The sequence below is a fragment of the Verrucomicrobiia bacterium genome, assembly GCA_035574275.1.
Lineage (GTDB): Bacteria > Zixibacteria > MSB-5A5 > DSPP01 > DSPP01 > DSPP01.
In genome coordinates, this window is sequence record DATLYY010000011.1 from 13,093 (window position 1) to 28,112 (window position 15,020).

The window sequence follows — 15,020 nt, forward strand, 5'->3', positions numbered from 1 at the left end:
TCTCTCGGTTCCTCCCCGTTGCCCATTCCTAAAACAGCCGCAATTTTGCATATCCCCTTTTAAGTTCCAGAATCCTGAACACAAAATACTTTGGGTTATTCTTGGAAAGACTTTTAACACCCGAATGCCCATTGGGGCGGCTATAAATCTTGCATCTTCCCCCCGGGCTGAAATGAAAAATGTCCACAAAAAAGGTGCTTGGCGTTTGGATACTGTCCAGATTGATTATCGAAGTTTCAAATTCCAACCCCACTTCTTCGAGGTCAACCCAGGCCTCCAACTGCTGTACCTGATCATAACATATTTGTAGGAATTTTCCGGAGCGATCGGTAATCGGATAACGGAAATATTGGATAATTCCTCTTTCCGCCCAGCTCTCGTAGCCGCAACTGCTGATGGGAATCGTTTCTTCAAAAACCTTCAATGTTTTCGAATAGATGAACTCTTTGCCTTCACGGACGTAAATTCTCAGCTCGGTTCCTTTTTTTACCGTTTCCGGATGCGAATTGATGGTGAAAATCCCAACGGTCTTTTTCAAAACCGGGGCTAAATTTTCGCTATACGGAAAGAGAAATTTTTCATACATCTGATCGCAAAGCAAATGTTCCGCGTTAACCAAACTCCCTAGAACAAATATCAAGAAGGAAAGCGCCCTTTTGTTCCCACCAAGGTCGTTGCTTTTCATTTCAAATTCTTTCCAAATTCTCAACCTTCCGTTCGTTTTTAACGTTGCCCGTGTTCAAGGTGGATTTTGGTTCCAGCAAAACGATCCAGACCTCTTCTTCCGCCACCGGCATATGCTCTACCCCCTTGGGGACGATGATAAACTCCCCTTCGTTGACCGTTATATCACGGTCCCGGAATTTGATGGTCATCCGGCCTCTGACTACCCAGAACAGCTCGTCTTCTGCCTCGTGGTGGTGCCAGACGAATTCCCCTTTGAACTTCACCAGCTTTACGTGGGAATCGTTCAGTTCTCCGGCGATTTTCGGCCGCCAGTATTCCTGAAAGCGCCCGAATTTCTCCGCCAAGTTTACCTTTTCAATCATGGCGGTTGAATTATAGCCCCGTCCCGCAAATCGGGCAACCCTTCCCCCTATTTTTTCAATTCCCCCATAATACGATGCTTACGCAAAAGTTGAACGTAGCTGTCGAAAAGCTCTTTCTGGGCGGCGTCAAGGGATTCAAAAACCGGAAGGCCGGCTTTTAAAAGCTGTCGGACAAGGTCGGCGGTCGACAAACCATGTTTTTCGGCCAATCCCGCCAAGCGCTCCTTCAACTCGTAGGAGACGTAAACGTTTAGACAGTGCTCCCCCGGGGCTTTCTTCCGGCGCGGGGTGTATGTTCTTTCCAGTGCCGGCCCAGGCTCCGGGGATTGATGTAAAGCCGGTACTCGTTCCGCAGTTTCCGCAAGATTCTTTTCCATGTTTCCTCCTTGGTTTTGGTTTTCATCAATCGGTCAATGGCCTCCCGGTTCTCCGAACGGCAAACCGGGCAGTTTGCAGTTTCGATGGAAACGCCGTAGCGTTTTTGGACATACGTTCGCAAAATCCTTTTCAGCTTCCTCCGCGCTTGCCGAAGCGTGGCGTAAACGCAAAATTCGGAAAGATTTAAACGAGCCCCGATTTGGGCCGTGGATTCGCCGCAGAAATGAAACCGCTCCACGATTTCCTTCTCTTTTTCGGACAGCCGGGAAAGGGCGCCGCGCACGGCCGTTACAGTTCTCCAATTGAAAGGGGAGGATTCTTCAAAGGGTGTTTCGACCAGCTTGCGCAGGCATTCAACTGGGATTTTTTTCGGTTTTATAAGCATACCGGTAGGTACACTTTTGGTTTTCACCCCGCTTTGCCCCGGGCTTCACTTTGAAGAAGTGAAAGTGGTTGTAGGCGGCAATTTCGGAGCTATATTACCCTCGATTTGGCGCAAAACCCGCCAAAAAAGAAAGGGAAGGGATAATGGAAAACGAACCGAAGGATAAACAAGGTCAAAAAGGGATGATTGTCTCCGGATTGATTGTTTTGGGAATGGGGGTCTTGTTTCTGGCGAACGAAATGGGCTGGATACCAGGCCTGCACCGCACCTGGCCTTTGATTCTCATTGTCGTCGGTTTGGCCTTGATCTTGGGGGCCGTTTTTAAGAAACCTTCCGGCACTCCCGGGCAGTAGATGGACGAAAGCCAGCCGTTTCAAATTCCCCCGGGCACCGCTCCGGTTGAACCGGCACAGCCGGAGAGCAGGCCGTTCAAAATCTGGAGCATCCTATTTCTCTTTTTTCTTCTCGTCTTTCTTCCTGTGGTCAATTTTCCCCCGTTTGTAAGCTGGCTGATGTACCAGCTCACCGGCACGCAGTTGCCGCCTGATTTCGAAAAGGACATCGGCGACAATCGGATGTTCACCTATATCGCCACGATGATTTTCCAATGGGGGCTGGTGGCGTTTATGTACTTGGTTTTGAAGCTGGAAAAGATGAAAATGGTAGATATCGGCTTGGGCGGATTTACCATCCGCAATTTCAACATCGGGGCCATCTTTTTGGTGGCCTCGATTTTTGTCACCTATTTGATAACCTTTGGGCTGGATGCCATCGGGCTCAAGGTAAATCAGGAACTGGATTTCATCCTTCCCAAAACTCCGATGGAGCGGCTTACCTGGGTTTTTTTGGCCTTTACGGCCGGCTTTTGTGAGGAAGCCATCTACCGCGGTTACGTCATTTCCCGGTTGCAGCTTGTAACCGGCGGCTGGATGATTGGGGCCGTTGTTTCCTCCCTTTCCTTTGGCCTTCTGCATGCATACCAAGGCGTCGGCAACATTGCTTTGATTTCGATTTATGGTCTTCTTTTGTCTTTGCTTTTCGTTTGGCGGAAGTCTTTGGTGCCGGGCATCTTCGCCCACTTTTTGCTGGACGTCTTCGCGCCGGTTCTGCAGCCGTTGGGAAAGTAAATGCGGAAAACCATTCTAACCGCTTTTCTATTTTCTTCTCTCTCGGTCGCCACCTTCTCCCAAGTATCGGATTCAACCTATGCCAAGTGGCTTTTGACTCCAGAAATAAAGCGGGGCTTCGACTACGCACTTTCTGCCGCCAAGTTGACTTACAAGGATTTCACTTTCAGGACGGACTATTGGGAAATTGATTCGGCGCGTTTAACTAATACAAATCACCTTATGTTCAACCCACTTCAAGTTCCATATAATGTCTTACAAAATGCTAGCTCCGACAAGTTGGAGTTTCGTTTTATAGAAACAATCATAAGATTAGCTGGGGACATTTTCTCCACTGACCCTTACCGTTTTAGTGGAAATCTTTATCAAGATCATATTGAAGCAAGGAAACAGGATTTAATGAATAAAACTAAAAATTTTGAACTTAAAGGGAAACTAAAATACGATTACTCCCTAAAAGATGCATTTTTTGTTTTATTGGGTACTACTGAGCAGGCAAAGGAATGGTCAACGTTTTTTTCCTTGAAATATAAAAAGGAGGAAATTGAATTCATCCAAAATCGATTTGTACAAGCAATTCTTGAAGATACTTCAGAAGGAGGGTTGTCCGTTGACCAACAGGATAGCATCCAGAAACACGAGGAAGAAACGACTCGAGAGTTTGTTACACTTTCTGGCCCAAACCGGTATAACCTTCTGCCGCAACTATTCGTGGGAGCGTTCCTTGAAGGCCTTAACCGTGGTTTAGCTTCACTCAGAAACATGCCAAAATCGTATTTGGAAGCGGAGGACGAAATAATCTGGGAAGATAAGCAACACAGTGCAATCATCGGCGGCACCGGCCCGAACCACTACAAAGGGGATTACGCCCTAATCATTGATTTGGGTGGGGATGACACCTATGAGCTTTCCCGCAGGCCGAACTTTGAAAATCAGATAATCATCGATTTGGGCGGCAACGACAAATACTTTGCCTTGGAGGATTATGCTCTGGCGTGCGGGAATTTTGGGTATTCGATGCTGATAGATGTGGCCGGAGATGATTTGTATCAAGGGAAAAACTTTTCCGTGGGGTGCGGGTTCTTTGGTTATGGATTTTTGTGGGATCAGGCGGGGAACGACACCTACATCGGCGACCAGTTCACGCAAGGGGCGGGCGGGTTCGGCATCGGAATTTTGAAGGACGACGGCGGCAACGACCGCTATCAGGCCGCCCGGGCCAGCCAGGGTTTTGGCTTCGTGCGCGGGGTGGGAGCGCTTTTGGATGCCAACGGAAGCGACAATTACTTTGCCGGTGGAAAATACAAAGAACTGATCGGGCTATCCGGTGAGATTCGGTACATGTCCGAGTCACAGGGCTACGCCACCGGCCTGCGCCCCGACCTTTCCGGCGGAATGGGGTTTTTGTTTGACTATGACGGGGATGATTCCTATAACGTGGATATGTTCGGCCAAGGGTCAAGCTACTGGTGGGGACTGGGGGCCTTGGTTGATTTCAAGGGAAACGACCGCTATTTGGCCCAGCAGTATGCGCAGGGGGCCGGGGTGCATATGAGCTTGGGATGTCTGGTCGATTCTTCCGGTAACGATTTCTACTTTTCCAAAGGAGTTTCGCAGGGGTGCGGGCATGATTTGGGAGCCGGGATGCTTTTTGATTTGTCCGGAAATGACAATTACGTGGCAACGGACGGCTCGCAGGCCTATGGCTCGGCCAATGGATTCGGTATTCTGGCGGATGGGGCCGGAAATGATGGATATTATGTGAAAGATAAAAGCAATACCCAAGGCGTCGGCAATCCCCGCCGGGAATATGGCTCCATTGCCGTTTTCCTCGATTGCGGCGGAGTTGACCATTATGACGGTAACGGCGGTGAAAATCGAATTTGGAAACCGGAAAAAACCGCTTGGGGAGTAGGGGTGGATGGAGAGTTCGGCGCCTTGGACACGGCACAGGTGAAGAAGTGAGACGATTTGCTTTTGTCATCGTCCTTCTTTCGTTCAAAACGATTTCTGCAGAAACCGATACCCTGCGGGCAAAGGTGGATTCCCTTTTTTTGCGGGCTTCATCCGGGCAATTGAAGTTCAGGGAATTGAACGAACCATCCAAAAAAGCGTTACGGGAAATGCCGGAGGCCATTCCGTATCTCGTGGAAAAACTCACCCTCCGGGATGCGCGGGAACGGCGCACGCTTATTGATATCTTGGGAAAGATGCCGGAGGCGGTAATGCCTGTGGCCGAGGCGACTACGAATGCCAATCGCGACGTGGTCAAAATCGCCTGCGAAATTTTGGGGGAACTGAAGGACAGCCGCGCCACACCACACCTGGTGAAAGTGCTCGACCATCCGGATATTTTGGCGCGGGGTTATGCGGCCGTGGCGCTCGGCAAATGCGGTGGGCGGGGTGTGAAAGAGGGACTTTTGAAAGCCCTGCAGGATTCGGTCAATTTTGTCCGCACGCAGGCCGCTGCGGGATTGGGGTTTCTGAAAGACAAAACGACCCTGTCCAAGTTGATTGACGTTCTGCAGGACGAATACTATGGCGTGCGCTTTGCCGCTGTTAGTTCTCTGGCAAAATTTGATTCAACGGCCGTTCCCTACCTCTTAAAATCGCTCCATTCCGAAGTTCCGATGGTGCGCCAGCTTTCGGCGGAAGCGCTTGGAAAAATTCGCTCCCGCGCGGCCGTCCCCCGTCTTTCCCGAATGCTCAAGAGCAAGCTCTGGAGCGATCGACTAACAGCCATAGAGGCACTTTCCCAAATCGATACCCCGGCGGCCCGGCGGATTTTATCTTCGCACCGCGAAGGGGAGCTTTTGGTCAAGGCCCGACAAGAGGAATTGCTGAACAGATGATGCCCTCCGCCACCCGAAAACTCACCAGCACCGATTTGGCTGAAATTTTGGAAGGGGAGGTGCTGGATGGAGCCGTTTTTTTTGAGCGCTTTCTTTCCTTCGAGCAGGCGTTCTTTCCACAAAAGCCGCCGGATGAAGTAGATGCCGGTGGGGAAATTGCCCGCGAGCTTTTCTATCTTTGCGAAAGCAAAAGCTTTCACTGGAAAGACCTTTTGGTCATCGACACGGAGACCACCGGGCTTTCCGGGGGGAGCGGAAACTTCGCCTTTCTATTGGGAATGGCTGAAATTCGACCCAGCGGCCTCAAGCTCTCGCAAATCTTTTTACCCGATTTTGCTTACGAACCGGTAATGCTTTCGCATCTTTCTGAAAAGCTGAAATTAAAAACCCTTTTAGGCAGCTACAACGGCCGGGCCTTTGACTGGCCCCTTTTGGAAACCCGGTATTTGCTGAACAAGCAGCGGCCGGCCCTTCCGGAAGAACATCTCGATTTTCTGTTCATCGCCCGGCGGCTGTTCAAAAACCAAATCTCCCCCCTTTCGCTATCGAATCTGGAGGGTGAATTGCTCAAACGGCCCAGGGTCGGCGACATTCCGGGGGAGTTGATTCCGCAAACCTATTTCGATTTTCTGATTACCGGCAATCCCTACCCCCTGAAAAAAGTTCTGGCGCACAATTTGAAGGATTTGGCCGCCACGGCCGCCTTGGGGCTTTTCTTTTCCCATTGGATTGAATACCCGGAAAAAGTGAATGGTTTGGAAGCTCCCTTGGGGCGGTTTTTGTTGAAAGCCGGAAGCGTGGAAAAAGCGCGGCCGGTCCTGGAAAAGAAAGCAAAGGAAATCAGAACCGAGGAAGATGCCAAAGCGGCATTTGAACTGGCGCTTTGCTACAAGAAGGAAAAAAACTGGGAAGCCGCCTGCCGTTTGTGGCAAAAACTATCGGAGCAGCCGGTTTTTCCAATCCAAAGCCTTTTTGCTTTGCGAGAGCTGGCGATGTTTTATGAGCATCGAAAAAGGGAGTATCCGGCGGCCTTCGCCTGTGCGCAACAAGCGGCAAAATCTTACCCGATTTCCAATTCCTGGCTGCAGGCCGACTTTGCCCGCCGCAGAGAGCGGCTGGAAGGAAAACTTTCCCGGTAGTTGTTTTTAATTAAGCCGGTCTGACTTTCGGCTCTAAAACTGGCTGGGAAGTGGGCGGAGCCGGGCGCTGGTAGGACTTCCAGAGCTTCCCCCAGGGGGTGTTCATAAACTTCCAGACCCGTGGCATTCCAATCAAAGGATACCACAGCCAGTCGTGGTAGATGTTGGAAGCCGCCGGCGCCCAGACCATCAGCGGCGAATGCAAAGCCGGTTTTTCCAAGAAGCGGAGCGGCCCCCGACGCAACATCTGGTCCCCCCAAATGACGAAGCTTTTGCCGACTTTGAAGTTCAGATTCAAACTGGAAATATCTTTGCCTAAAACTTCGACGTTGATTTTCTGGGCATTTCCCAGTCCCATTTTGTCAGCCATCGCCAGATAGGGAATTTGCATCGGGTCGAAACCCATAATCCGGGCGGCGACGGCGTCGATGGCCACCGAGTCGGCCGAGGCCAGAATCAGATTTGCCTCCACCGGCACCATCGTGCGCGGGCCGGCGCCGTTGCCCGCCACCGAGCCATCCATCACGGCGAAAACGGAGGGATGCAGTTCCTTCTGCATCAAAACCAAATCGACCAAGACCTCGTGAATGTATTTATGGGCGTAGTGGCGCACTTCCTTCAAGAGCCCGCCAAAGGCGTTTTTGATGGCGCCCGTCGTCGTCGAATGTCCGTGCGTTTTCAAAGTCGGCAGATGGACAATCTGTTTGCCGGGATAAATCTTGGGGATTTCAATTCCGCGCGGAAATAACTCCGGCAATTTCAAAAGCTTTGATTTGAAGTTGTAAACGTGCCATTCCTGCTCTGGCAGGGGGTTGAATTTCAGCCCATAGCGCTCCAGAATCGGCATCCACAAGTTTTTTTCCGCCCCCTTGCGGGGATCGGTAACCACCGTTTTGTTTTCAACCACCCAGAGTTTTTCCTTGGGATAGCCGGCGTCGGAGATGTATTTGACCACCCCTTCCAACTGCCAGGGCTGGGTGGAGCAGGCGGGAAAAAACTTGGTCCAGGATAAATTCAGCTTGATTAAGGTTTCTTTGTCTCTGGAAACGGCCGACTCAAAGCCGGATTGCTTCAGCAGTTTGGCATAATCCGCAACGACCGTCTCCGGCCGCGTATCCAAAACCCATACGGTTGATTTACCCATAACCTGTATAATATACCCCCGAAAGTGCCCAATTCAAGCATCTCCGAATGCCAAACAAAAAGCCCCATCCCTTCCGGGACGGGGCTTTCAAACGTTGCGTCAGGTGTGGGGGCTGCTAAAGGTCTATTCCTATCGGCCTGACGCCGCGGGCTCCCCCGACTTCGGGCTTAACTGCAGCCCGAAGTCCCGCCGCAGTTCAAACATTTGTAGCAGGCACCGTTGCGCACCATAATCATCCCGCAGTCGGAGCAGAGCGGCGCGTCCATCTGGTTCTGAAAAGCGGCTTGCTTCTGCGCCGCGTCCCCGGCCCTGGTTTGAACCGGTTTCGCCCCGGCGGGTTTGGCTGTGGCCTCCGCCTTGGTCTCGCCGTTCTCTTCCCTTGTCACCGTCAATCCCTCCGGCTGCTGGTCGGGGGGCAGAAACTTCTTTCCCATCCAGCGGAAGATGTAGTCCATAATCGAGCGGGCCATCGGGATTTCCGGGTTGTTGGTGAAGCCGGACGGCTCGAAGCGCATATGGGTGAACTTTTCCACCAGCGTCTTCAACGGCACGCCGTACTGCAACGAGAGGGAAATGGCCGTGGCGAAGGAATCCATCAACCCGGAAACGGTCGACCCCTCCTTGGCCATCGTGATGAAAATTTCCCCGGGGTTGCCGTCGTCATACAGCCCCACGGTGATATATCCTTCGTGGCCGGCGATGGAGAATTTGTGGGTGAAGGCCCGCCGCTCATCCGGCAGACGCTTGCGCCTTGGGCCGCCCTCGGCCTTCTTTTCCAGGCCGGTGACCAACGGCTGCGTCCGCTTGGAGCCGTCCCGGTAAATCGCCAGCGCCTTCAGCCCCAAATGCCAGCCCTGAATGAAGGCGTCCATGATGTCCTCGACGGTCGATTCGTTGGGCATATTCACCGTCTTGGAAATGGCGCCGGAGATGAACGGCTGCACCGCCCCCATCATTTTCAAATGCCCCATATGGTGGATGTAGCGCGTCCCGTTCTGCGCCTTGAAGGCGCAGTCGAAAACCGCAAGATGTTCGGCTTTCAGATGCGGCCCCCCCTCGATGGTGCCGGTCTCCTCGATATGCTTGACAATATCCTCGACCTGCTCCTTGGAATAGCCCAAGTAGTTCAGCGCTTCCGGCACGGTCTGGTTGACGATTTTCATCACCCCGCCCCCCACCAGGTTTTTGTATTTGACGAGCGCGATGTCCGGCTCGATGCCGGTGGTGTCACAGTCCATCATAAAGGCAATCGTGCCGGTGGGGGCGATTACCGTCGCCTGCGAGTTGCGGTAGCCATATTGCCGCCCCAGCTCGTGCGCCTCCTTCCAGGCCAATTCGGCGGCGGAAAAAAGGTTGAGCGGCACCAGTTTGGCGTTTACGTTTTCCAGCGAAAGCTCGTGCTTGGCAATCACGTTTAACATCGCCTCTTTGTTCTTCTCGTATCCCTCAAACGGCCCCTGCTTTTCGGCGATTTGGGCCGACATCCGGTACGCCTCGCCGGTCAAAAGCGCCGTGATGGAAGCCGCCACCGCCCGCCCTTCCTCCGAATCATACGGCAGCCCGCGGCTCATCAGATACGCGCCGAGGTTTGCGTACCCCAAGCCGAGCTCCCGAAATGCCTTGGCGTTCTTGGTGATTTTCTCCGTCGGGTAGCTGGAGTTATCGACGATGATATCCATCGCCAGAATGAAGGTATCAACCGCCCGGGCGAACGATTCCGGGTCGAACTCGCCGTCCTTGTTTCGGAACTTCATAATGTTCAAACTGGCCAGATTGCAGGCCGAATCATCCAGATGCATATACTCCGAACAGGGGTTGGAGGCGTTGATCCGCCCGCTGGCCGGACAGGTGTGCCAGGAGTTTATCGTGGTGTCGTACTGCATTCCCGGATCGCCGCACTGCCAGGCGGCCTGGGCCGCCTGGCGCAAAATTTCCCTGGCCGGCACGGTTTCGATAACCTTGCCGCCTTTAACCTCTTTCAAATTCCACGGCCCGTCCGCTTCCACCGCTTTCATAAACTCATCCGTCACCCGGATGGAGTTGTTGGCGTTCTGGAACTGAATCGATTTCCAGGCCTCGCCGTTGATGGTCATATCGAAGCCGGAGGCACCCAAAGCCCACGCCTTCTGCTCCTCCACCGCTTTGCAGTTGGCAAATTCCAGAACGTCCGGATGGTCCACGTTCAAAACCACCATTTTCGCGGCCCGGCGGGTTTTGCCGCCCGATTTGATGGCCCCCGCGGTGGCGTCCGCCCCGCGCATAAAGGAGACCGGGCCACTGGCCAGCCCCCCTCCCGCCAGATGTTCGCGTGAGGAACGGATGGTGGATAAATTAATCCCGGAGCCGGAGCCCCCCTTGAAAATCATCCCTTCGGTTTTAATCCAGTCCAGAATCGAGGGCATCGTGTCCTCCACCGAGAGGATGAAGCAGGCGGAGCATTGCGGCACCGGCTCGATGCCGACGTTGAACCAGACCGGGCTGTTGAAGGCCCCTTTTTGGAAAAGCAAAAGATGGGTAAGCTCGTCCGCAAAGATTTCCGCATCGCTCGGCGTGGCAAAGTATCCGTCCTTCACCCCCCAGTCCCGGATGGTGTTGACCACCCGGCTGATTACCTGTTTCAAGCTTGTTTCCCGCTGCGTTGTGCCCAGTTTGCCGCGGAAGTATTTGGAGACGACCACGTTGATGGCCAGTTGGGAGTAGAAATTTGGGAATTCCACTTCCGTCTGCTCAAAAACGACTTTACCGTCCGCCCCGCGGATGACGGCGGTCTGCTTTTCCCAAGTTACGGTGTCGAAGGGGTGAACGCCTTCTTCCGTAAAGTACCGTTCCAGCCGCAGTCCGTTTTGTGTTTTTGTTGCCATAGCTTGTTCCTGTTCAGGGGTCATTAACCCTCCCTCCTATAGATGTTTATCGCCAAAAATCCCTCGTTTGTTCCCAATCTTCACTTACTTTTCGTGTTCTCTTATTCGCTGTATTTCCCGTTCGGTCATATCATCAAAAGTTTTTTTTAATTTTTCATATTCTTTTCTAACTTTGGCTGTGTCGCCTAATTCCTTTAAGAGTCCGTCCTTTAAGCCTTTCCACCGCCTAAGGAAATGATCCAAATTATCAATTGCAACTTGCCCTCTAGCATCTGCATTCAAGTCACGATATGACCATGTCCTCGAAGAATCCCCTACATAAATCCACACCCTGCCTCTTTTAGTATCCAGAAAACCGAACCAAGCGTAATCCTTAAGGTCGGCCGACCAAAAAACATACCTTCCCACCTCGCTGGCTGACTGGACTGGGGCAGGCGATTTAGGGGCTTGGGCTGTTAAGGAAACGGCAAAAATCAAAACGCCGAAAACAACCCAAAACATCCCCTTTTTAAAATCCAGAAAATTCCATGCCACTTTTTACCTTCCCAAGGTCAGCGCATCTCTTTCTGAAACCCTGGCTTTCTCGGCTCTTCGCGGAGGAGTAAACCAAGATAATTCAGAACCGCATCAAGCTTAATCATAAAAAACGAGCGTTCTACTACGCGACGGGTGCTGTAATGTTCTTGTCCTGTATCCATGTTAAAACCAAGGCTTTGTTTCAAAATAAGTATTGCATCCTCGGGTATTTTAAACTCGTCAACATCCAAGTCCAAGTCCTCAAGATGCTTAAGTGCGCCATGGTATTCCGGAACATATGCTTCAGGAACATAAAACCCTTCTGGAAGATTTTGCCTGTGAGACAAAAGCCTCGCCTGCGCTCGTCTCAACTTATCAAAGTCAAATTCCTTCATTCCAAAATTCCTCCTACTTTTGCGTTTCTCCAGAGTTAAGCATCTTTAATAGTTTTGAGCTTTGAAGCTTTTCAAAACACCATCTGTTTAGTCCACCTTATTCGGCCAACTTGATTCAACCGAAGGTCCAACTGAACTTGGGCCAAATAAGCCTCACCTCCCAGCCTCTTGGCTTTCAAAACGATATTCCGTTCTTCTTCCGCTGTTAATTCTGCGGGCCGGTTCGGATAAACCGCAGATTTTACTTGAACTATCAAGATATTACCGTTATCAGTCCAAGCCTCAATATCTGTCGAACCCGACAAACGGGTATTCCAATTAGTATGTTCATAACCAATTGATCTGAGCTCGTTAACAACGCATCGTTCCCCCTCATGCCCAATATTACTCGAGGAGCGCCCATGCAAAAGTCTTGAAAGAATTGGTCTTACTTCAGAATTGTGCGTTCTAGGCAAAAATGGTGACCCCAATAAAGCTCGTCTCCGTTCCATAGTTTTATCCTCCATTTTTCCTTCTCGTTTTCTTTCCACTCCCACACGACCTAAAATGCGGTTCATACCTGCAGTCTGACTATTTTCCTTTTGCTCCCTTCTACATCTTCCGGGAATGCCAAACAGTGCTCTCTGCAAAGCTGTTAATTCTCGCATCTTCCACATTCTCCTTCCTCGTTCAACTCGCCCTCTGCAAAACCGGCTTTTGCTCCGGCTGCGGCTTGTCCCGAAGCGTGTCGAGGGGAACCCGCTCGTCGATGAGCGCCAAAACGGAATCCAACTTTTTCAACATCAACGCCCCGGAAACAAACCGCGGCGCCAAGGCCAGCTCGCCGGTGATGGGGTTTTGCTCCGGGACGGCTCGCGGACTGTATTGCCCTTCCGAAATTTCAAAGGTGCCGGTGTTGCAATCCAAATGCAGCCCCAACTGGCGGATGACCGGGTTATATTTCAACTCCACCCAGACCTCGTTTATCATCGTTTTCTCCGGGCCAACCCCCGCCGCCATTAAACTGATTTCGTCGCGCAAATCTTCAAAAACCTTTTTCATTTCAACCGGGCTCATCCTGTTTTCTCCGTTTTTTGTAGGGGCGAACCTTGTGTTCGCCCTGGGCGGGTTTCAAACCCGCCCCTACATTCAATCCGACCCTCGCGCGGTGGCGCACATTGGTTTTTGTAATGTGCGTCCCATTCTTTCCTTTCGCTTTTCCCCCCTTCCCGTGTCGGGAAGGGGCCGGGGGTTAGGTCTTCTCCTCCTTCGGCTCTTCCGGCGGCAGAATCGTCACCGTGTTGTTCTCCTCGTTCACCACAAAATCCCAGAAGGAAACCGGCGCCTCTTTTTTCATAATCTTGCACATCTCCACGCAAACCTTGCGGATTTCCCAATGGGCAAACGGCGTGCACCGGACGCTGAATAGATGCCGCAGCTCTCTAAAATTGGCGGAAATGACGATTTCCGAGGTGGTGGCATTGGGCAAAATATAGCGGGCGTCCTCCTTCGGCACGCCCCCTTTCACCATTTCCTCGTAAAATTGCTGCGTTTCGGAAGCCAGCTCCATAAACTTTTCCGCATACGGCGTTTGCGCCACCGACGGCGGCACCACATAGTCGAACGGGCGGGTCTTGCCGTACTGCACGTAGCGCTGGCTCTCCTGCGAAGGGGAAATCAAGCGGTGGCGGATAAGCTCGTGGGTGAAAACCCGCGAGCCGCCTTTGATGCGAAAGGTGGCGTGGGCATGCTCCAGAACGGAATGGTGCCCCTTGCGCAAAATTTTCTTTATCAGCTCCTCGGTGGAAGCGGGCGGGTTGTAACGGTGAAAGGATAAATAGCAGGTGCGGCAGGCCTGCTCAATCACCTGCTCGGCCTGGGGCGTGATGGACATCAACGTGACCAAAAGCTCCCCGCTGGGTTTGACTACGTCCTTCTTTTCCGGCTGTTCCAAAACGGTTTTCTCCTCTAACATAAAATACGGTTTCCTTTCACCAAGGTTATGAACTTTTCTTCCGTCCTCTTCCGCCACAACGACCATCGTAGGCCGGGTTTTAACCCGGCGCGGCATTTAAATGCCGCCTACGACGGTCATTGTAGGGGCGGGGTCTCCCCGCCCGGGGCGAGGCAACCTCGCCCCTACAATTATTTGTCCTGTCCTTTTCTGTTACCAATCTCTCCGTCCAAAGATGACAAGTCCCCCGGCATTTGCGTCGGACCCCGGGGGTCTCGACCCGAAGGGCAGGGGGACTCGGTTATTTGGCTATGCCTTTCGGTCCTCCCCCTCCTATAAGAAGGCCGAAAGGCCAACCCGGCTCGGCTCACCACCCTGAATCGTTCGATTCCAGCCGCCCCACACACATTCGAGGGGCTTGGACGGCAACCGCACCGGCTCCCCTGCGTCTAAACAGGGGAAAAACAGACCCCAAAGCCCGCCATGAACGGGTTTTCGGGCCAAGCCAAACTAATGTCGGCAAAAAGTCAATTTGTCGAATTGTGACATTCTTGTCAAGGATTTTCTTAAAAAAATACCACAAAATATTGTGGTTGATAACTTGTTGATAACAATCAGTCGGTATGAATTTTGCTAATTAGAAATTTGGTGTAAAATTTTACGACAAGCGTGTTTGTTATCGTTTATTGCGGCTGATTACTCTGCCCCTGCAAACTGTCGAGCGCGGTTTGCAACTCCGAAAGCGTTATCAAATCCTGGTGGCGAAACACCTCGCGGCCGGCCGAATCATAAATAATTGTTTCGGGCAGGATACCGGAAAGATTGAAGAGATTGGCCAAACTGTCCACCGGGTCGTTGAAGATGAAGTTGGGATAGGAGACCTTGTTGGCGGAAAGAAAATCCTCCACCTTGGCGGCCAGTTTGGCCGAATCCCCGACTACGAAGAAATCGGCCGAAACGCCGATCATTTTCAGCCGGGCGGTGTCAATGGACTGGTAAAATTTTACCAGATCCGGAATTTCGGTGGTGCAGGGGCCGCACCAGGTGGCCCAAAAATTGACCACCAGCGGTTTTTGTCTGAATTCCAAAAGCCGCGTCCGCAAATCCGCCGTGGTGACCACGGTTGCCAAGGGCTCCCGCTTCGGCGGCGCCTTGGCGCAGGCAAGAAGAACCGCGAATACGATAATCCAGATTCGGACGAATTTCATCGCTTTTGCAATGCAGGGGCGGGTTTGAAACCC

17 protein-coding genes are annotated in these 15,020 nt (G+C 52.0%); 5 read left to right on the forward strand and 12 right to left on the reverse strand.

From position 1 onward, the window contains the following. Positions 1 to 28 precede the first annotated feature (28 nt). The 4 genes from VNL73_02450 to VNL73_02465 form a co-directional block, all read right to left on the reverse strand. Positions 29 to 538: a hypothetical protein gene (locus VNL73_02450; protein ID HXF48271.1), complete on the reverse strand. Its 510-nt coding sequence runs from the start codon at positions 536 to 538 to the stop codon at positions 29 to 31. 148 nt (positions 539 to 686) lie between these two features. Continuing rightward, positions 687 to 1,049 (reverse strand): cupin domain-containing protein, encoded by a 363-nt coding sequence (locus VNL73_02455; protein HXF48272.1) that lies wholly within the window; start codon positions 1,047 to 1,049, stop codon positions 687 to 689. A gap of 47 nt (positions 1,050 to 1,096) precedes the next feature. Further along, positions 1,097 to 1,258: a hypothetical protein gene (locus tag VNL73_02460; GenBank protein ID HXF48273.1), complete on the reverse strand. Its 162-nt coding sequence runs from the start codon at positions 1,256 to 1,258 to the stop codon at positions 1,097 to 1,099. A 41-nt stretch (positions 1,259 to 1,299) separates the two neighbouring features. Beyond that, the gene (locus tag VNL73_02465; protein HXF48274.1) at positions 1,300 to 1,812 is read right to left on the reverse strand and encodes a sigma factor-like helix-turn-helix DNA-binding protein; all 513 of its coding nucleotides are present in this window, start codon (positions 1,810 to 1,812) and stop codon (positions 1,300 to 1,302) included. 143 nt (positions 1,813 to 1,955) lie between these two features. Between VNL73_02465 and VNL73_02470 the strand changes: the two genes are divergently transcribed. The 5 genes from VNL73_02470 (at position 1,956) to VNL73_02490 (ending at position 6,930) form a co-directional block, all read left to right on the forward strand. Continuing rightward, positions 1,956 to 2,165: a DUF5668 domain-containing protein gene (locus VNL73_02470; protein ID HXF48275.1), complete on the forward strand. Its 210-nt coding sequence runs from the start codon at positions 1,956 to 1,958 to the stop codon at positions 2,163 to 2,165. Further along, a complete protein-coding gene (locus tag VNL73_02475) occupies positions 2,166 to 2,939 on the forward strand; it encodes a CPBP family intramembrane glutamic endopeptidase (GenBank protein HXF48276.1) in 774 nt (257 codons plus the stop codon). 762 nt (positions 2,940 to 3,701) lie between these two features. Further along, entirely contained in the window at positions 3,702 to 4,904 is a 1,203-nt protein-coding gene (locus VNL73_02480; protein ID HXF48277.1) for a hypothetical protein, read from the forward strand. Beyond that, positions 4,901 to 5,791: a HEAT repeat domain-containing protein gene (locus VNL73_02485; GenBank protein ID HXF48278.1), complete on the forward strand. Its 891-nt coding sequence runs from the start codon at positions 4,901 to 4,903 to the stop codon at positions 5,789 to 5,791. The genes VNL73_02480 and VNL73_02485 overlap by 4 nt, the downstream gene beginning before the upstream one ends. Continuing rightward, entirely contained in the window at positions 5,788 to 6,930 is a 1,143-nt protein-coding gene (locus tag VNL73_02490; protein HXF48279.1) for a ribonuclease H-like domain-containing protein, read from the forward strand. Before VNL73_02485 ends, VNL73_02490 begins: the two co-directional genes overlap by 4 nt. A gap of 10 nt (positions 6,931 to 6,940) precedes the next feature. Here the strand turns inward: VNL73_02490 and VNL73_02495 are convergent, their stop codons facing one another. The 8 genes from VNL73_02495 to VNL73_02530 all read right to left on the reverse strand — a co-directional run. Beyond that, a complete protein-coding gene (locus VNL73_02495) occupies positions 6,941 to 8,074 on the reverse strand; it encodes a DUF362 domain-containing protein (GenBank protein HXF48280.1) in 1,134 nt (377 codons plus the stop codon). A 167-nt stretch (positions 8,075 to 8,241) separates the two neighbouring features. Next, on the reverse strand, positions 8,242 to 10,959 hold the full coding sequence (locus VNL73_02500) for a vitamin B12-dependent ribonucleotide reductase (GenBank protein ID HXF48281.1): 2,718 nt from the start codon (positions 10,957 to 10,959) through the stop codon (positions 8,242 to 8,244). A 60-nt stretch (positions 10,960 to 11,019) separates the two neighbouring features. After that, positions 11,020 to 11,469 carry a hypothetical protein gene (locus VNL73_02505; GenBank protein ID HXF48282.1) on the reverse strand — a complete coding sequence of 150 codons (450 nt, stop codon included), beginning with the start codon at positions 11,467 to 11,469 and terminating at the stop codon, positions 11,020 to 11,022. Between the two features lie 17 nt (positions 11,470 to 11,486). Further along, the gene (locus tag VNL73_02510; GenBank protein HXF48283.1) at positions 11,487 to 11,846 is read right to left on the reverse strand and encodes a hypothetical protein; all 360 of its coding nucleotides are present in this window, start codon (positions 11,844 to 11,846) and stop codon (positions 11,487 to 11,489) included. Between the two features lie 71 nt (positions 11,847 to 11,917). Further along, complete coding sequence (locus tag VNL73_02515; protein HXF48284.1) at positions 11,918 to 12,502, reverse strand: hypothetical protein; 585 nt, start codon at positions 12,500 to 12,502, stop codon at positions 11,918 to 11,920. Positions 12,503 to 12,515: 13 nt separating this feature from the next. Continuing rightward, positions 12,516 to 12,902, reverse strand: a complete 387-nt coding sequence (locus tag VNL73_02520) for a hypothetical protein (protein HXF48285.1) — start codon at positions 12,900 to 12,902, stop codon at positions 12,516 to 12,518. 175 nt (positions 12,903 to 13,077) lie between these two features. After that, a complete protein-coding gene (gene thyX, locus VNL73_02525; GenBank protein HXF48286.1) occupies positions 13,078 to 13,896 on the reverse strand; it encodes an FAD-dependent thymidylate synthase in 819 nt (272 codons plus the stop codon). 566 nt (positions 13,897 to 14,462) lie between these two features. Further along, on the reverse strand, positions 14,463 to 15,020 hold a 558-nt coding region (locus VNL73_02530), incomplete at its 5' end, for a TlpA disulfide reductase family protein (GenBank protein ID HXF48287.1).